General features: G+C 60.1%; 17 protein-coding genes. 12 read left to right on the plus strand and 5 right to left on the minus strand.

Translation table 11 applies throughout. From position 1 onward, the window contains the following. The first annotated feature begins 53 nt into the window (after positions 1-53). Entirely contained in the window at positions 54-1049 is a 996-nt protein-coding gene (locus ACVVH8_RS28085) for a hydrolase (protein ID WP_475227432.1), read from the plus strand. After that, on the plus strand, positions 1046-1888 hold the full coding sequence (locus ACVVH8_RS28090) for an AraC family transcriptional regulator (protein ID WP_475231236.1): 843 nt from the start codon (positions 1046-1048) through the stop codon (positions 1886-1888). Before ACVVH8_RS28085 ends, ACVVH8_RS28090 begins: the two co-directional genes overlap by 4 nt. Before the next feature lie 111 nt (positions 1889-1999). Here ACVVH8_RS28090 and ACVVH8_RS28095 read toward each other — a convergent pair whose 3' ends face one another. Continuing rightward, positions 2000-2854 carry a sulfurtransferase gene (locus ACVVH8_RS28095; RefSeq protein ID WP_213026857.1) on the minus strand — a complete coding sequence of 285 codons (855 nt, stop codon included), beginning with the start codon at positions 2852-2854 and terminating at the stop codon, positions 2000-2002. A 32-nt stretch (positions 2855-2886) separates the two neighbouring features. Then, complete coding sequence (locus ACVVH8_RS28100) at positions 2887-3558, minus strand: TetR/AcrR family transcriptional regulator (RefSeq protein ID WP_103304327.1); 672 nt, start codon at positions 3556-3558, stop codon at positions 2887-2889. 146 nt (positions 3559-3704) lie between these two features. On the opposite strand from ACVVH8_RS28100, the gene ACVVH8_RS28105 reads away from it, so the two are divergent. The 5 genes from ACVVH8_RS28105 (at position 3705) to ACVVH8_RS28125 (ending at position 8405) form a co-directional block, all read left to right on the plus strand. Then, on the plus strand, positions 3705-5135 hold the full coding sequence (locus ACVVH8_RS28105; RefSeq protein ID WP_103304328.1) for a coniferyl aldehyde dehydrogenase: 1431 nt from the start codon (positions 3705-3707) through the stop codon (positions 5133-5135). 32 nt (positions 5136-5167) lie between these two features. After that, positions 5168-5713, plus strand: a complete 546-nt coding sequence (locus ACVVH8_RS28110; RefSeq protein ID WP_475227435.1) for a twin-arginine translocation pathway signal protein — start codon at positions 5168-5170, stop codon at positions 5711-5713. Between the two features lie 88 nt (positions 5714-5801). Then, a complete protein-coding gene (locus ACVVH8_RS28115) occupies positions 5802-7397 on the plus strand; it encodes a GMC family oxidoreductase (RefSeq protein ID WP_475227438.1) in 1596 nt (531 codons plus the stop codon). 115 nt (positions 7398-7512) lie between these two features. Then, complete coding sequence (coaD, locus tag ACVVH8_RS28120; RefSeq protein WP_003229157.1) at positions 7513-7992, plus strand: pantetheine-phosphate adenylyltransferase; 480 nt, start codon at positions 7513-7515, stop codon at positions 7990-7992. A gap of 161 nt (positions 7993-8153) precedes the next feature. Next, entirely contained in the window at positions 8154-8405 is a 252-nt protein-coding gene (locus tag ACVVH8_RS28125; RefSeq protein WP_003195146.1) for a YfhL family 4Fe-4S dicluster ferredoxin, read from the plus strand. Between the two features lie 151 nt (positions 8406-8556). Here ACVVH8_RS28125 and ACVVH8_RS28130 read toward each other — a convergent pair whose 3' ends face one another. The 3 genes from ACVVH8_RS28130 to ACVVH8_RS28140 all read right to left on the minus strand — a co-directional run bounded on the left by ACVVH8_RS28130 (position 8557) and on the right by ACVVH8_RS28140 (position 10587). After that, a complete protein-coding gene (locus ACVVH8_RS28130) occupies positions 8557-8880 on the minus strand; it encodes a multidrug transporter (protein WP_475227440.1) in 324 nt (107 codons plus the stop codon). A 69-nt stretch (positions 8881-8949) separates the two neighbouring features. Next, complete coding sequence (mutM, locus tag ACVVH8_RS28135) at positions 8950-9762, minus strand: bifunctional DNA-formamidopyrimidine glycosylase/DNA-(apurinic or apyrimidinic site) lyase (protein ID WP_475227443.1); 813 nt, start codon at positions 9760-9762, stop codon at positions 8950-8952. 12 nt (positions 9763-9774) lie between these two features. Then, positions 9775-10587, minus strand: a complete 813-nt coding sequence (locus ACVVH8_RS28140) for an HDOD domain-containing protein (RefSeq protein WP_177431403.1) — start codon at positions 10585-10587, stop codon at positions 9775-9777. 228 nt (positions 10588-10815) lie between these two features. Between ACVVH8_RS28140 and ACVVH8_RS28145 the strand changes: the two genes are divergently transcribed. The 5 genes from ACVVH8_RS28145 to ACVVH8_RS28165 all read left to right on the plus strand — a co-directional run bounded on the left by ACVVH8_RS28145 (position 10816) and on the right by ACVVH8_RS28165 (position 16517). Further along, the gene (locus ACVVH8_RS28145) at positions 10816-11355 is read left to right on the plus strand and encodes a type 1 glutamine amidotransferase domain-containing protein (protein WP_401300433.1); all 540 of its coding nucleotides are present in this window, start codon (positions 10816-10818) and stop codon (positions 11353-11355) included. A gap of 238 nt (positions 11356-11593) precedes the next feature. Beyond that, positions 11594-12790: a class I SAM-dependent rRNA methyltransferase gene (locus ACVVH8_RS28150; protein WP_007913577.1), complete on the plus strand. Its 1197-nt coding sequence runs from the start codon at positions 11594-11596 to the stop codon at positions 12788-12790. A gap of 454 nt (positions 12791-13244) precedes the next feature. Then, positions 13245-14318: a SagB family peptide dehydrogenase gene (locus ACVVH8_RS28155; protein ID WP_475227445.1), complete on the plus strand. Its 1074-nt coding sequence runs from the start codon at positions 13245-13247 to the stop codon at positions 14316-14318. Next, the gene (locus ACVVH8_RS28160) at positions 14315-15292 is read left to right on the plus strand and encodes a diiron oxygenase (protein WP_103304336.1); all 978 of its coding nucleotides are present in this window, start codon (positions 14315-14317) and stop codon (positions 15290-15292) included. The genes ACVVH8_RS28155 and ACVVH8_RS28160 overlap by 4 nt, the downstream gene beginning before the upstream one ends. Beyond that, the gene (locus ACVVH8_RS28165; RefSeq protein ID WP_475227448.1) at positions 15285-16517 is read left to right on the plus strand and encodes an MFS transporter; all 1233 of its coding nucleotides are present in this window, start codon (positions 15285-15287) and stop codon (positions 16515-16517) included. Before ACVVH8_RS28160 ends, ACVVH8_RS28165 begins: the two co-directional genes overlap by 8 nt. The last annotated feature ends 207 nt before the right edge of the window (positions 16518-16724 follow it).

Consider the following 16724-nt stretch of genomic DNA (forward strand, 5'->3'; position numbering starts at 1 on the left):
GCGCAGTCCAGCGGGAGCAAGCTCCCTCGCCACAAAGTGCATCGAGAACCATCGTGCCCCCTTCGTCAGAACGCTTCATTCCTGCCTTCGGCCTCGGCAATCCGCACTTGCAAACCTTGTGGGGCCCGCTGTGGCGCAAAACCGTTCACCTTGAGCGCGAGCGCGAACGGCTTTGGCTCGACGACGGCGACTTCCTTGATCTTGACTGGCACGGCCCGCATAGCGCCGACGCACCGCTGGTGTTGGTGCTACACGGGCTGACTGGCTCTTCCAATTCGCCCTACGTGGCAGGTGTCCAAAAGGCTTTGGCCGATCAAGGCTGGGCCAGCGTCGCGTTGAACTGGCGCGGCTGTTCGGGCGAACCGAATCTGTTGCCGCGCAGCTACCACTCCGGCGCCAGCGAAGACCTCGCTGAAGCCATTCGCCACCTGCGCGCCAAACGTCCGTTGGCGCCGCTGTATGCCGTCGGTTATTCCCTGGGCGGCAACGTACTGCTCAAACATCTGGGGGAAACCGGCAGCGCCAGTGGTGTGCTCGGCGCGGTGGCGGTGTCGGTGCCGTTTCGCCTCGACCAATGCGCCGACCGCATCGGCCAAGGGTTTTCCAAGGTCTATCAGGCGCACTTCATGCGCGAGATGGTCGCTTACATCAAGAACAAGCAACGTCAGTTCCAGCATGACGGACGCGACGATGGCCTCGCCGCGCTGGCGGCGCTCGGCTCGCTGGAGAACATGCGCACGCTCTGGGACTTCGATGGCAGGGTGACGGCGCCGCTTCACGGTTTCACGAATGCCGAGGATTACTACCGCCGCGCCTCGAGCCGTTACTTTCTCGGCGAAATCCGCACGCCGACCCTGATCATTCAGGCGGCGGACGATCCGTTCGTATTCCCGCACAGCCTGCCGCAAGCCAGCGAGCTGTCGGAGTGCACCGAATTCGAATTGCAGACTCGCGGCGGACACGTCGGCTTCGTCGAGGGTTCGCTGCGTCAGCCGGGTTATTACCTGGAACGGCGCATCCCGCAATGGCTGGCACGCCTGACGTCATGAACGATCAGGGCGAGTCGATCCGTTTCTGGCAAACCACGCCGCTGGCCGGAGTCGAACTGCTGTCGGCACGCTACATCGAACAACGCTTTGCCCCGCACGTTCACGATGGCTACGTGATCGGCATGATCATGGCCGGCGCTCAGCGTTATCGCTATCGCGGCGCTGAACATCTGGCGGGCAGCGGCACGCTCGTGTTGATCAATCCGGACGAATTGCACACCGGCCACAAGGGCACCGAGAACGGCTGGCTGTACCGGGCGTTTTATCCCGACACCGGCAAAGTCATGGCGTTGCTGGACGAACTGGAATTGCCCAGCGCGCCGATGCCCGCCTTTGGCGAAACGCTGTACCGCGACCCGGACCTGGTCAACGGTTTCTGTCAGTTACACCGTTTGCTGGAAAATCCGCCCACGGCGTTGCAGCAGCAAACCGTGTGGCGCGAAATGATGATTTTGCTGCTACAACGTCACGCTGCCGTGCGGATCCCCGGCAAACCCGGCAAGGAACACCGGGCGGTGGTGCGCGCCAAGGAACTCCTGCACGCACAGCTGGCGGCGCCGCCATCGCTCGAAGAATTGGCGGCGGCGGTCAATCTGTCGCCTTTTCACTTCGCCCGGGTGTTCCGCCGTGCCACCGGCATGCCGCCGCATACCTGGTTGATGCAGCAACGCATCGCCACGGCCCGGGGGTTGCTGCAAAGTGGATGTTTACCCGTGGAGGTCGCCCTGCAGTTGGGGTTTGCCGATCAGAGTCACCTGAGCCGGCAGTTCAAGCAGGTTTATGGCGTGGGGCCGGCGGCTTATCGCAGTGCCCGGCAAATCTCCCCAGACACCGCATAGCCCATATGGGAGCGAGCCTGCTCGCGAAAGCGCTCGTTCATTCAACATTGATGTCGACTGATCCGATGCCTTAGCGAACAGGCTCGCTCCCACAGAGAGGATTTGCCGTGTTTATTCGCCCGTGGCGATACCGCGCGAAGGCTCGTTGATCCACTCGCTCCACGACCCGGCGTACAGCGAGCCCAACGGATAACCCGCCAGACACAACGCAAACAGGTTGTGACACGCCGTCACACCGGAGCCGCAATACGCCACCAGATCCGCTGGCGAGCGATCACCCAGTCTGGCGGCAAAGCGCTGCTTGAGTTGCTCCGCCGGCAGGAACCGGCCATCACTCCCGAGGTTGTCAGTAAACGCCGCACATTGCGCACCGGGAATGTGCCCGGCAACCGGGTCGATCGGCTCGACTTCGCCCTTGAAGCGCGGCAAGGCTCGGGCATCGATCAAAGTCAGTGCCGGTTGACCGAGGCGCTGCTGCAATTGTTCGGCGCTGAGCAGCAAAGACATGTCCGGCTGACCACTGAAGGTTCCACGCGTGATCGTCGGCGCATCCAGACTCAGCGGCAGTCCCGCCGCATGCCAGGCCTTGAGCCCGCCATCGAGAATGAACACACCGTCACGCTTGCCCAGCCATACCAGCAACCACCACGCACGCGCCGCGTACGCACCGGGGCCATCGTCATACAAAACCACGTCGCTGTCGGCACTGATGCCCCAGGCTTGCAAGCGTTCGATCAGCGCTGCCGGCTCCGGCAACGGATGGCGCCCGGTCACGCCCTTGACCACTTTGCCGCTGAGATCACGCTCGAGATCGGCGAAGCTCGCCCCGGCAATATGCCCTTCAGCGTAGCTACGCTGCCCGTAGTCCGGGTCTTCGAGGGCAAAACGACAATCGAGAATCACCAGCCCCGGTTGCTCCTTGCGAGCATCCAGAGCGTTGGGGCTGATCAGTTGCGCAATCGGCATAACGGGCTCCTGTGGGATTTCAACAGAACGGTTTACTTCACGTCTTCGAGGGCCTGGGCCAGCGGCACGTAGAACTCCTCGAACAGCGCATTGACCTGCTCGCGCGCCTGATCGGTGACGAACCCGGCTTCCAGTACCAGCACCTGATACACGCCACGTTTAATGGCTTGCTCGCTGAGGTGGTTGGAGTTTTCCCGGGTGGTGCACAGAAAGCGCACCCAAGACGTCAGGATGATCCAGGCGTTGAGGGTCAGGGATTCGATCTGCACGCGATCCATTTCGAGGATCCCGGCGGCGACAAAACCTTCGTAGATCGCCGCGCCCTGGATCACGCAGCGCTGGGAAAAACGCCGATAACGCGCGGCCAGCTCCGGATCGCTGTCGAGCAGGTGCTCCAGATCACGGTGCAGAAAGCGGTAGCGCCACATCGCCGACAACAGCTCCTTGAGGTAGAAGCGCTTGTCTTCCACCGTCGCGGCGCGTCCCTGTGGCGGGCGCAGGAAGCTGTCGACCAGGCTTTCGTACTCACTGAACAACACGGCGATGATCGCCTGCTTGTTGGGGAAGTGGTAGTACAGGTTGCCCGGAGAAATCTCCATGTGGGCTGCAATGTGATTGGTGCTGATGCTGCGTTCGCCCTGCTGATTGAACAGCTCGAGGCTGTTCAGCACGATACGCTCGCTGGTTTTTATTCGTGGGGCCATGGCTTGAGCTTTAATTCAGAGTGCGTTGACGGGCATCTTACGACCTAACCGGAAATGGATAAAACACTGCTGTGCATGGAAGTCATTTGACTTTCTAGAGCATAGACTCTAGAAAGTTCCTCACTACAATAAATCCGGAGCCGACCATGACTGCCGACATTGCCTACCTGCAAACGCTGCAACAGCCACTGGAAGAGCTCGATCGGCAGTTCGCTGCACAACGGGCCGCATACGCCGCCAACCCGATGCCACCCGCCGCCCAGCGTCAGCAATGGCTCAAGGCGTTGCGCGATTTGCTGAGCAACGAACGTCAGGCCCTGATTGAGGCGATCAGCGCCGATTTCAGCCACCGCAGCGCCGATGAAACCCTGCTCGCCGAACTGATGCCGAGCCTGCACGGCATCCACTACGCCAGCCGTCATCTCAACGGCTGGATGAAACCATCGCGGCGCAAGGTCGGCATGGCTTTCCAGCCCGCCTCGGCGAAAGTGGTCTACCAGCCATTGGGCGTGGTGGGCGTCATCGTGCCGTGGAATTACCCGCTGTATCTGGCCATCGGCCCACTGGTCGGCGCCTTGGCGGCGGGCAACCGGGTAATGCTCAAACTCAGTGAATCGACCCCGGCCACCGGGCTGTTGCTCAAACAACTGCTGGCGCGGATTTTCCCCGAAGATCTGGTCTGCGTGGTGCTGGGCGAAGCCGATATTGGCGTGGCGTTTTCCCGTTTGCGCTTCGATCACCTGCTGTTCACCGGCGCCACCAGCATCGGCAAGCATGTGATGCGCGCCGCCGCAGAAAACCTCACGCCTGTAACCCTGGAACTGGGCGGCAAGTCGCCCGCCATCGTCTCGCGCGATGTGCCGCTCAAGGATGCGGCCGAGCGCATTGCCTTCGGCAAAACTCTCAATGCCGGGCAGACCTGCGTCGCACCTGATTACGTGCTGGTCCCGGAAGACCGGGTCGGCGGCTTCGTCGAAGCCTATCGCCAGGCAGTGCAGGGTTTTTATCCGACCCTCGCCGACAACCCGGACTACACGGCAATCATCAACGAACGCCAATTGGCCCGGCTCAACGGCTACGTCAGCGACGCCACCAGCAAAGGCGCGCTGCTGATCCCGCTGTTCGATCAGGGTCAGGGCCGGCGCATGCCGCACAGTGTGCTGTTGAACGTCAGCGACGAGATGACAGTGATGCAGGACGAAATCTTCGGCCCGCTGCTGCCGATCGTGCCGTACCGGGATCTGGAGCAGGCATTCGCTTACATCAATCAGCGGCCACGTCCTCTGGCTCTTTACTACTTTGGCTACGACAAACGCGAACAGACTCGCGTCCTGCACGAAACCCATTCCGGCGGCGTGTGCCTGAACGACACCCTGCTACATGTGGCGCAGGACGACATGCCCTTCGGCGGCATAGGTGCTTCGGGCATGGGCCATTACCACGGTCACGAGGGCTTTCTGACGTTCAGCAAAGCCAAAGGCGTGCTGGTTAAACAGCGCTTCAACGCGGCCAGACTGATTTACCCGCCCTACGGCAAATCCATTCAGAAACTGATCCAGAAGCTGTTCATTCGCTAAACCTTCGTCATCGTCGCCGGGTAATAAAAACAATGCACCCAAGCCTGACCGATACACCTGCCCTGTCGCGCCGTGGCCTGCTGAAATTCAGCCTCGGCGCCACGGCATTCCTTGCCACCGCAGGCCTCGGTGCCAGCCTCAGCGGCTGTTCGTCGAGCGTCGCCGCCAACGGTTTCGTTTCATTGCGCGACGGCGATCTGCTGTTTTTGCGCGCACTGATTCCAGTGATGCTCGACGGCGCCGTGGCGACCGAGAAAATGCCGAGTGCCGTCGACGGCACTCTCAAGTCGCTGGACTACAGCCTCGATCATCTGTCGCCGGAAATGCTCAAGCTCACCCGGCAACTGTTTGACGTGCTCGGCATGGCCGTGACGCGTGGACCGCTGACCGGCATCTGGGGCAGTTGGGAAAACGCCAGCCCCGAAGGCATGCGCCACTTCCTCGACCGCTGGCAAAACAGCTCGTTGAGCCTGCTGCGCATGGGTCACAGCTCCTTGCAACAAATGGTGCTGATGGCCTGGTACACCCGCACCGAATCCTGGGCGCATTGCGGCTACCCCGGCCCGCCTGTCGTCTGAACAGCACAAACCCTGTGGGAGCGGGCTTGCCCGCGATGCGCCAGTTGCCCCACCTCTGCATCCAGAATAATAAAAGAGAACCTGATCGATGCCCGTACCCGACCCGTTCCGCGAAGGCCTCGCCCGAGGCTGGAAAACCTACAACGGCGCCCAACTCAGCGACGATCTGACCCTTGAAACCGACGTCGCGATCATCGGCAGCGGTGCCGGTGGCGGCACCACGGCGGAAATCCTCAGTGCCGCCGGCTATAAAGTGCTACTGATCGAAGAAGGCCCGCTGAAAACCAGCACCGACTTCAAACTGCTCGAAGACCAGGCCTACAGCAGCCTCTATCAGGAAGGCATCGGCCGCATGAGCAAGGACGGCGCGATCACCATCCTGCAGGGCCGCGCAGTGGGCGGCACCACACTGATCAACTGGACATCGAGCTTCCGCACGCCGGAACCGACCCTTGAACACTGGGCCAAAGAGCACAACGTCAAAGGCCACAGCCCTGCCGAGATGGCACCGTGGTTCGAAAAAATGGAGCAGCGCCTCGGCGTCGCACCGTGGATGGTCCCGCCCAACGCTAACAACGACGTGATCCGTAAAGGCTGCGAACAACTCGGCTACAGCTGGCACGTGATCCCGCGCAACGTGCGCGGCTGCTGGAACCTTGGTTACTGCGGCATGGGCTGCCCGACCAATGCCAAGCAATCGATGATGGTCACGACCATTCCGGCAACCCTGGAAAAGGGCGGCGAGCTGCTTTATCTGGCCCGTGCGGAGAAGCTGTTGATCAACGGCGACAAAATCTCCGGCCTGCAATGCGTGGCGATGGACGAGCGCTGTGTCGAGCCGACCGGACGCAAGATCACCGTCAAGGCGCGGCACTACGTGCTGGCCGGCGGCGGTATCAACAGCCCGGCGTTGCTGCTGCGCTCGGATGCGCCGGACCCGCATCAACGCCTGGGTAAACGCACCTTCCTGCATTTGGTGAACATGTCCGCCGCACGCTTCGACGAGGTGATCAACCCGTTCTACGGTGCGCCGCAGTCGATCTACTCGGACTATTTCCAGTGGAAGGACGGCACCACCGGACCGATGGGCTACAAACTCGAAGTGCCGCCGCTGCACCCGGCGCTGGCGGCCACCCTGCTCGGTGGGTTCGGCCAGCAGAACGCCGAGCACATGGCTGATCTGCCGCACACCCACGCGATGCTGGCCCTACTGCGCGACGGCTTTCATCCGGACAGTCCCGGTGGCAGTGTCGAACTGCGCGGCGACGGCTCGCCGGTGCTCGACTATCAGGTTTCACCGTACGCTTGGGAAGGCCTGCGCCGTGCGTTCCACAGCATGGCCGAGATCCAGTTTGCCGGCGGCGCCAAAGCGGTGCTGCCGATGCACGCCGACGCGCATTACGTGAAAACCCTGGCCGAGGCGCGCAGCCTGATCGATGGTTTGAGCCTTGAGTTGTACCGCACGCGGCTGGGCAGCGCCCACGTCATGGGCGGCTGTGCGATGGGCGAAGACGCGAAAACCGCGGTTACCGACAGCCTCGGTCGCCATCATCAACTGAGTAATCTGTCGATCCACGACGGCTCGCTGTTCCCCACCAGCATCGGCGCCAACCCGCAATTGTCGGTGTATGGCCTGACCGCACAATTGGCGACATCCCTCGCCGATCGGCTGAAAAATCCATGAAAAAGCAGAATATTCCCCTCGTCTATAGTGCTTTCTTACCCAACAGGCGACTTGGCCGACCGGGACGGCTGCGATACCATCCGACTCCCCAACGGACTCCCGCCAGGACGACGCGATGAACCGAGTGTTGTACCCAGGTACCTTCGACCCTATTACCAAGGGCCATGGCGATCTGGTCGAACGCGCCTCGCGCCTGTTCGACCATGTGATCATTGCCGTCGCCGCCAGCCCCAAGAAAAACCCGCTGTTCCCGCTGGAACAACGGGTTGAACTGGCTCGCGAGGTCACCAAACACCTGCCGAACGTGGAAGTGGTCGGTTTCTCGACGCTGCTTGCGCATTTCGCCAAAGAGCAGAATGCCAACGTGTTCCTGCGTGGTTTGCGTGCGGTGTCGGACTTCGAATACGAATTTCAGCTGGCCAACATGAACCGCCAGTTGGCGCCGGACGTGGAGAGCCTGTTTCTCACGCCATCCGAGCGTTATTCGTTCATTTCTTCGACGCTGGTGCGGGAAATTGCCGCGCTGGGCGGCGATATCAGCAAGTTCGTCCACCCGGCCGTGGCCGACGCCCTGACCCTACGCTTCAAGAAGTAAGCGCTGCCAAAGGCTCGGGCTGCGATCAGACGATCTTTTGCTTTTAAAGGATTGCAGTCGCGTGCCCTTGATCGCACCCGCGTGCACTGCGCTCGCCAATGCGGCACAATTGCGCGCATTGATTTATAGCGCCCGGGCCTGCCGCCCCGGCTGGAGTTAGCATGTCCCTGATCATTACCGACGATTGCATCAACTGCGACGTCTGCGAACCCGAGTGCCCGAACGCCGCCATCTCCCAAGGCGAAGAGATCTATGTGATCGACCCGAACCTGTGCACCCAGTGCGTCGGCCACTACGACGAACCACAGTGCCAGCAGGTCTGCCCGGTGGATTGCATTCCGCTCGATGAAGCGCATCCGGAGACTGAAGAACAGTTGATGGAGAAGTACCGCAAGATCACCGGCAAGGCCTGAGTCCTTCAGCGCCTGATCCGACGCCATCGCGGGCAAGCCCGCCGCCACAGGTTTCCGTGGTGAAACACTAACCGTGTAAACACCAAAATCCCTGTGGGAGCGGGCTTGCCCGCGATTGGGCCATCAGAAACACCATTGACTCCGGAGCAGCTCACTCACGCTGCTCAAACCCCTCCCCCGTACACCCCAGACACCGCACAAACGCCGCTTTCGCCGGGGCCACGACCAGCGCCTGCCCTGCATCGCCAATCCCGCCACCCAACGCGGTAAATGGCAGCGACACAATAAACGCCCCCGCGCCAATCACCGTAGCCACCACCAGCAAAGGTCGGGCAATCAGCAAGTCGCCGATCATGGCGTAGGCCGGTGGATTCTGAATGGTGTAACGCGGATCACCACTGCCGTTTTCCGTGGCCTGAACAACCAGGCTGGAACACAGCAGCAGTGTTGCGAAGAGGACTTGCAAGGATTTCATGGCACGATCCTTCGGGCTGAACAGTGAGACAACTCACTATAGACCGTAGGACTTTTTCAGCCTTTTGCCTCAGGTCTGGCAGCGCGGGCAGAACACACTGGCGCGTTGCCCCAGCTTCACTTCGCGCAGACCGGTGCCGCAAACCTTGCAGTGTTCACCGCCACGACCGTAGACAAACAGTTCCTGCTGGAAATACCCCGGCTGCCCGTCGCCGCCGATGAAGTCACGCAACGTGGTGCCGCCACGCTCGATGGCGGCGGCGAGGATGCGCTTGATCTCGATGGCCAGCTTCAGATAGCGCGCCCGGGAAATGCCCCCGGCCTCGCGGCGCGGATCGATCCCGGCGGCAAACAGCGATTCCGTCGCGTAGATATTGCCGACCCCGACCACCACCGCGTTGTCCATGATGAACGGCTTGACCGCCATCGAACGCCCGCGTGACAGCTGGAACAGCCGCTCGCCATCGAACAGATCAGTAAGCGGCTCCGGCCCGAGGCGAATCAGCAATTCGTGATTGAGCGGATCATTGCTCCACAACATCGCGCCGAACCGCCGCGGATCGGTATAGCGCAGGGCCAGACCCGACTCCAGTTCGATATCGACATGCTCATGCTTGAGCGCCGGCAACCCGACCTCGACCAGACGCAGATTGCCCGACATGCCCAAATGGCTGATCAACGTGCCGACCTCGGCATTGATCAACAGATACTTGGCCCGGCGCTCGACCAACACGATGCGCTGCCCCGAAAGTCGCACATCGAGGTCTTCCGGGATCGGCCAGCGCAGCCGCCGGTCACGCACGATCACCCGGCTGACGCGCTGGCCTTCCAGATGCGGAGCAATGCCCCGGCGGGTGGTTTCAACTTCCGGCAGTTCAGGCATGACGTCCTCGAATCAATGCGCGCCGAGGTCGCGGATCGTTTGTTTGAGGGTTTCGAAGTCGTAGTCCGACAGCCCTACGTAATCGAGTACCAGCGGGCCGACAGCGTTCCATTCGAAATCTTCGGTCTGGTTGCCCAGCACTCGATACGAGGCGCAGATGTGCTCGGCCATCTTGAGAATCGCCAACAGGTTTTTCAGCTGACTGTTGCGCGACGACTCATCGCTGAAGATCGCCAAAGCATTGTGGTGATTGGCGATGGCTGCGCTGACATGTTCCGGCAGGCGCCAGGACTTGGCGGTGTAGTAGCCGACCACAGCGTGGTTGGTGTTGAACTCGGCGTTTTCAGTGTCCACCACACGGCATTCGGCGCTGGCATTGGCGTAAGCCTTTTCCAGTACCGACATGTAATTGGGGAACCGCTGCAACATCAACGGTACGCCGCAGTCGTGGAACAGGCCGAGAGCGTATGCCTCGTCGCCCGCCTGAGTGCCGATGCGCTTGGCCAGGGTCAGGCAAGTCATCGCCACGTCCTGCGCGGTGTCCCAGAAACGATTGAGGGTGACGATGGTGTCGTCGTTCATCTCGCCCTTGATCGATTGGGCATTGATCAGGTTGATGATCGAACGGCTGCCCAGCAGGTTTACCGCGCGCTGGATCGAAGTGATCTTGTTGCTCAAGCCGTAATACGGCGAGTTGACGATTTTCAGCAGCGCGCCGGACAGGCCGGGATCCTGGGCGATCAGCTTGGCGATCACCTCCAGATCCGGGTCGGGCATGTACTGCTCCATTTGCAGATCCACCATGATCTGCGGCTGCGCGGGCACGCTGATGCCCTGCAGGGATTGTTGAATCTGTTCGGTGGTCAGCTCTTGGGACATAAGTACACACTCTGGGACAGGCGGCGATTCTAACCCCTAAAAACCGCAAGACGACACACCAGTGGGCAATTGTCAGGAACTTTCATTCAGGCCCTGGCTTCGGACTCTGTAATGCCCGGCGGTTCATCTCGATCCCGTGGGGCGGCTATTTCCAACAGACTCAGGAGCTTATTGATGGCTACTTCACTCAACGGCAAGCGCGTCGCTTTTTTGGTAACCGATGGTTTCGAACAGGTCGAATTGACCGGTCCCAAGCAAGCGCTGGAAGAGGCCGGTGCGCAGGTCGATATCCTCTCGGCCGAGGCCGGCAAGGTTAAAGGCTGGCATCACGACAAACCGGCGGACGACTTCACCGTCGACCAGACTTTCCAGGCCGCCAGCAGCGAGCAATATGACGCGATCGTGCTGCCCGGTGGCGTCCAGAACTCCGACACGATCCGCATCGATCAGGATGCCCAGCATCTGGTCAAGACCGGCACTTCGGCCGGCAAACCGATTGCGGTGATCTGCCATGGCAGTTGGTTGCTGATCTCGTCGGGGCTGGTCAATGGCAAAACCATCACCAGCTACAAGACACTCAAGGATGATCTGGTGAATGCCGGAGCCAATTGGGTCGATCAGGAAGTGGTCAGAGACGGTCACTTGATCAGCAGCCGTCAGCCGGATGATATTCCGGCGTTCAGCCGAGAGTTGATCGACGCACTCTCTGATTGAACTGCCCTTGTGGCGAGGGGATTTATCCCCGATCGGCTGCGCAGCAGTCGCAAATCTGACAGCGCGAGATATCAGGCTTACCGTGTCAGACAGGTGCGACGGCTGCGCCTCCGTCGGGGATGAATCCCTTCGCCACCGGTAAGCCCTCTCACCATTGCTGTCGCGCCACATGTCCACTCACCAGCCAATCGGGCCGAGCAACACGGTATACTCCCGCTCTTTTTTCCGGAGCGACGTCATGTCCCTGCCTAGCTTGCGCCTCAAAGCCAACGCCGACCGTCGCCTGCGCGCCGGTCACCTGTGGGTCTACAGCAACGAAATCGATGTGGCCGCCACGCCACTGCACGGCTTCAACGCCGGCGATCAGGCGATCCTCGAAGCCGCCGGCGGCAAGCCGCTGGGCATCGTCGCGATGAGCCCGAACAACCTGATCTGCGCCCGCCTGCTGTCGCGTGACACCAAGGTCGCGCTGGACAAATCGCTGTTGGTGCACCGCCTGAACGTCGCGCTGTCCCTGCGCGAGCGTCTGTTCGACAAGCCGTTTTATCGTCTGGTATACGGTGATTCCGACCTGCTGCCGGGCCTGGTTGTCGACCGTTTCGGCGACATTCTTGTGGTGCAGATCGCCTCGGCGACCATGGAAGCGCATAAAGATGACGTGATCGCCGCACTGACCCAAGTGCTCAAGCCAAGCGGCATCCTTTTCAAGAACGACTCCGCCGCCCGTGACGCCGAAGGCCTCAACCGTTACGTCGAAACCGTATTCGGTCTGGTGCCGGAGTGGGTCGCGCTGGAAGAGAACGGCGTGAAATTCGAAGCACCGGTCATCCAGGGTCAGAAAACCGGCTGGTTCTACGACCACCGCATGAACCGCGCACGCCTGGCCCCTTACGCCAAAGGCAAACGCGTCCTCGACCTCTATAGCTACATCGGTGGCTGGGGCGTGCAGGCTGCCGCTTTCGGCGCCAGCGAAGTGTTCTGCGTCGATGCCTCGGCTTTCGCTCTCGACGGTGTCGAGCGCAACGCTGCACTGAACGGCTTCGCCGACAAGATGACCTGCATCGAAGGCGATGTTTTCGAAGCCCTGAAAGAACTGAAGGCCAGCGAAGAACGCTTCGACGTGATCGTGGCCGACCCGCCGGCGTTCATCAAACGCAAGAAAGACATGAAAAACGGCGAAGGCGCCTACCGTCGCCTGAACGAGCAAGCCATGCGCCTGCTCAACAAGGACGGCATCCTGGTCAGCGCTTCGTGCTCGATGCACCTGCCGGAAGACGATCTGCAGAACATCCTGCTGACCAGCGCCCGTCACCTGGACCGCAATATCCAGTTGCTTGAGCGTGGCGGTCAGGGCCCGGATCACCCGGTGCATCCGGCGATCGCCGAAACCCGCTACATCAAGAGCATCACCTGCCGCCTGCTGCCAAACAGCTGATCAATGCGGATGACGGGGAGCCAGCAGGCTCCCCGTTTGCTTTACGCCAGCCCATGCCAGTCAGGGCGCTATCTCTGCTTCAATAATCGACACTTCCTACACTTGCTTTCCTACTGACGTGCAGGATATTTCCTTACGCCTTTTAATTATTGAAACTTAGCCTACAAAGTCCAACTCCAGCTAAAGATCGCTCCGACAAAATTACTGGAATATTCCTACTTAATATCCACTTGCCAATAATCCATTACAAACTATTATGAAGTTGTCACCACGAGGTGACTTCGACTATCAATGAACAAGGAGTTCACATCATGAAAACCATTTATCTGGAAACCAACAAAATCGCCAACCTGGCTTTTCTGGTTGCCCCTAAAGCCCGCTAAATAGGGCAGGACGCCGGGAAGTGCCGGCAACCCGGCGTCCTTTTCGATTTTATCCAGAGTAAATAACCCACATGTACATAAACCCTTACCTGTTTATATTGCCGCGCTCGCCGGGACAAATAGTATGGAACTACAAAGATCATACCCAGCATGAACTTGACCTTGATTATTCAATTCGGCTCACGCAACTAATCAACAACCCTGACCTGTTCGACACGCACAGCATAATAGACACACAACTATTAAGTGCGGGCATCCTAACCGTTTCAAAAATAGACAATCCACAATGGGGTTGGGATGAACTGTCGAAGATCTACCATATCGGTACGCAAAACATTCCCTGCGAACACACCCCCCAGAATATTCACGAGTGGTCCAGGCAATATCTTTCTCACTGCAACGAAGTCCTGGCGACCCCGGCTCCCGTGAAAGAACGCCAGCAGCAGGAAGCCGGGCAGCGCATCGCATTGCCCCTTCCGCGTGAATTGCGCGACGACAGCCTGGTTCACGCCCTGCTCCAGCGTAAAACCTGCCGCACCTATACCGGCGCAGCGATGACACTCGAGGACGTGGGCACCCTGCTTTATCTTTCGCTCGGTTACCTGCGCGAGCGCGACGGGGACCGTGACGACAGCATCGCCGACGATCTCGGCGCACGCCGCAGCAGTCCTTCCGGTGGCGGTCTGAACGCCTGCGAAGGTTTTCTGCTGGTGCAGAACGTCGATGATCTGGAGCCCGGGATCTACGCCTATCAGCCGACCGACCATTCCATCAGTCGGGTCAATTCATTGCCTCAATGCGCGTTGGGGGTTTTGCTCGCAGGCCAGCACTTCATCAACAATCTGCCGCTGGGCCTGTTCATCACCGCCCGATTCGATCGGCTCTGGTGGAAATACGAGCACTCACGGGCCTATCGCATGGCATTCGTGGAAGCCGGTCATCTGTCGCAAACCTTTCAACTGGTCGCCACAGCACTTGGCTTCAACACCTGGTTGACCGGTGCGTTTGCCGACAGGCAAATCGAAGCACTGCTCAAGCTTGAGGGAAGCGCGGAGCAACCGCTGTTCTTTGTCGGCTGCGGCGAAAGCGACGGCCAGGCGATGTGCCAGGAAATGCACGAACTGTTGCGCGAGGTACAAGCATGACAGTCTTGATTCCGGATCCGGCCGAAGTGCCTGTGTCATGGGCGCTCAAATTTACTTTGGGGGACTGGGACAGCCGCGCCTCGGTACGCACCAGCACCCACAACTATCAATTGCCGGACGACGTGCAGCAACAACTTGAAAGCCGCTACTGGTTTCCACCCGCCTTCCTGCCTTATCTCGCTCATCCAGCGATCCAGGCCGCAGGCCGCGAGGTGCTGCACCGCCTGACCGCCAACCATCTGGTGTACTTTCTCGACTACACCACCCTGCTCGAGCATCGCATCGTCAATCGCGCGGTTGAAGTCATCGCCCATCGGGAACTTCCCATTTATGTGCCGCTGGCGATGAAGCACGCAGCGCTGCAGCTCTACACCGACGAGGGCTACCACGCGCTGTTCTCCAATCGTCTCGCCGAACAGATCGCCACGCTTTATAACGTTGGCGGGCGCCCGGCGATACCCAAGCGCATCACGCGCATGAACGCACTGGTCGCCCGTACCCCGGAAAAGCAACGTTCACTGACATGGTTTCTGCTCGGTTTCGTTTCGGAAACCATCATTGCCCGGGAACTGCTGGACGTGTGCCGCGACAGTCTCGTGTCCAGTGTGAACGACATGCTGCGCGATCATCTGGCCGACGAAGCCCGCCACAGTCGCTATTTCGCTGAAGTGTTCCATTACCTTTGGCTGTCCATGAACATTCGCCAGCGCACATTTGTGAGCAAAACGCTGCTCGAGATCATCGGCATTTTCTTCGAGGCCGACGAACGCTGGCTGCAACAGAGCCTGCGTGGAGCGGGCATTGCCGAGAGCGATGTACGGAATATTGTCGGCAGCATGGCAACAGTGCAGGCCAGCCGTGCGCGTGCAAAATCAGGCTCCATCGCTACGCTGGATGCACTGCGCAAGGCCGGTTTCTTCGCCACGCCCCATAACCAGACACTTTTTTCCAAGGCAGGACTGATCGATGGATAAAGGAAAATCCGTGGTAACCCCCCGTCAGCGTCGCGGGGCTGTCAGCCTGTTGCTGGCGATGGTGCTGCTCGGCGCGTTCCCACTGGATGTCCTGCTTCCATCGTTTCCGGCACTGGCCGCGCACTTCCAGACAACCCCGGCGGACATCGCACTGTCGATCAGCCTGTTCGCCGTGGGCATCGCCTTTGCCCAGGTACTGATCGGCCCACTGTCCGATACGATCGGTCGCAAGGGCTTGTTGCTCGCTGGCATGAGCGTCTCGATGCTCGGTGCACTTGGCTGCGTGATGACCGACGATTACACGCTGTTCCTGATATTCCGTGTCGTACAGGCAATAGGGTGCGGTTGTTTCGTGCTGTCCCAGGCACTGGTGCAGGATCTGTTCGAAGGTGAAGAGCGTGATCGCCTGCGTATCCTGATGGTCACCGCCAGCGGGATCTTCATTTCGGTGTCGCCACTGGCCGGCACCTTTCTGCAAGCCACCCTTGGCTGGCGCGGCAGCTTCTGGGTATTTACCGCACTCGCAGCAGTCGTGCTCATCAAGGCCTGGCTGTTGCTGGACAACAGTCGGCCGGCCAGCGGTGGCATACGCCTGGGTTTCATTCAGTCGTACCGACGGGTACTGGGAAATTTCCAATCCGTCGGTTACTGGTTGATATCGGCGTTCGCCTTCGCCTGCCACTTTTCGTTCATCGTGATTTCGCCGCTGATTTTCATGGATCAGCTACAACTCGCGCCCTATGACTTTTCGCTGATTCTGCTGATTTACGGGGCTGCCTATATCGTCGGCGGCATTGTCGCCAGCGTGCTAAATCGACGCATCACCACAGGCCGACAAATCATTACCGGGCTGAGCCTGATCCTGCTGTCGGGCCTGGCCATGCTGTATCTGGCCGCCCATCATGCTCTGGCGCCGGCCACGGTGCTGATCCCGATGCTGATCTGCACGGCCGGCACCACCATCACACGACCGGCCGCCACCTCTCGGGCCATGGCGCTGTTTCCCGACAACGCCGGCACTTCGGCCTCGGCCGGTAGCACCATCATTTTTATCAGCGGCGGTTTGATCAGCGCACTGATCAGTCTGAGCCCGGCCAATCTGCAAGCCACGCTGGGTTACAGTTTTGTACTGCTCAGTTGCGTCGCGCTGGCACTCAACAGCGGGGTCAGCCGGCGCTTGAGGAGCGTTCAGGCCAGTGCGCTGGTGCAACCTGGCAGCGAATGATCCTGCCGGTCGTCATGCCACACGCACCGTCGGCACTGGAACAATGCTTTGCGCCATTCCCTCCAGACGCCAGCGGTGTAGAATCGGCTGATTCATCGCCATTCATCCCCCGGCGGGTTTATGAGCTCAAGCTGAGACCAGCGGCGATCCCGCAACGTCATCGGCAACTTCACGGACACACGGCCATTTCTGAGTGTTCCAGACGTC

It is taken from the genome of Pseudomonas trutticola BRTCR10 (assembly GCF_056155105.1).

Bases quoted from the DNA above. Each gene is read 5' to 3' on its own strand.
- ACVVH8_RS28090 (WP_475231236.1), top strand. From the start codon at position 1,046: ATGAACGATCAGGGCGAGTCGATCCGTTTCTGGCAAACCACGCCGCTG.
- ACVVH8_RS28095 (WP_213026857.1), bottom strand. From the start codon at position 2,854: ATGCCGATTGCGCAACTGATCAGCCCCAACGCTCTGGATGCTCGCAAG.
- ACVVH8_RS28100 (WP_103304327.1), bottom strand. From the start codon at position 3,558: ATGGCCCCACGAATAAAAACCAGCGAGCGTATCGTGCTGAACAGCCTC.
- ACVVH8_RS28105 (WP_103304328.1), top strand. From the start codon at position 3,705: ATGACTGCCGACATTGCCTACCTGCAAACGCTGCAACAGCCACTGGAA.
- ACVVH8_RS28110 (WP_475227435.1), top strand. From the start codon at position 5,168: ATGCACCCAAGCCTGACCGATACACCTGCCCTGTCGCGCCGTGGCCTG.
- ACVVH8_RS28115 (WP_475227438.1), top strand. From the start codon at position 5,802: ATGCCCGTACCCGACCCGTTCCGCGAAGGCCTCGCCCGAGGCTGGAAA.
- coaD (WP_003229157.1), top strand. From the start codon at position 7,513: ATGAACCGAGTGTTGTACCCAGGTACCTTCGACCCTATTACCAAGGGC.
- ACVVH8_RS28125 (WP_003195146.1), top strand. From the start codon at position 8,154: ATGTCCCTGATCATTACCGACGATTGCATCAACTGCGACGTCTGCGAA.
- ACVVH8_RS28130 (WP_475227440.1), bottom strand. From the start codon at position 8,880: ATGAAATCCTTGCAAGTCCTCTTCGCAACACTGCTGCTGTGTTCCAGC.
- mutM (WP_475227443.1), bottom strand. From the start codon at position 9,762: ATGCCTGAACTGCCGGAAGTTGAAACCACCCGCCGGGGCATTGCTCCG.
- ACVVH8_RS28145 (WP_401300433.1), top strand. From the start codon at position 10,816: ATGGCTACTTCACTCAACGGCAAGCGCGTCGCTTTTTTGGTAACCGAT.
- ACVVH8_RS28150 (WP_007913577.1), top strand. From the start codon at position 11,594: ATGTCCCTGCCTAGCTTGCGCCTCAAAGCCAACGCCGACCGTCGCCTG.
- ACVVH8_RS28155 (WP_475227445.1), top strand. From the start codon at position 13,245: ATGTACATAAACCCTTACCTGTTTATATTGCCGCGCTCGCCGGGACAA.
- ACVVH8_RS28160 (WP_103304336.1), top strand. From the start codon at position 14,315: ATGACAGTCTTGATTCCGGATCCGGCCGAAGTGCCTGTGTCATGGGCG.
- ACVVH8_RS28165 (WP_475227448.1), top strand. From the start codon at position 15,285: ATGGATAAAGGAAAATCCGTGGTAACCCCCCGTCAGCGTCGCGGGGCT.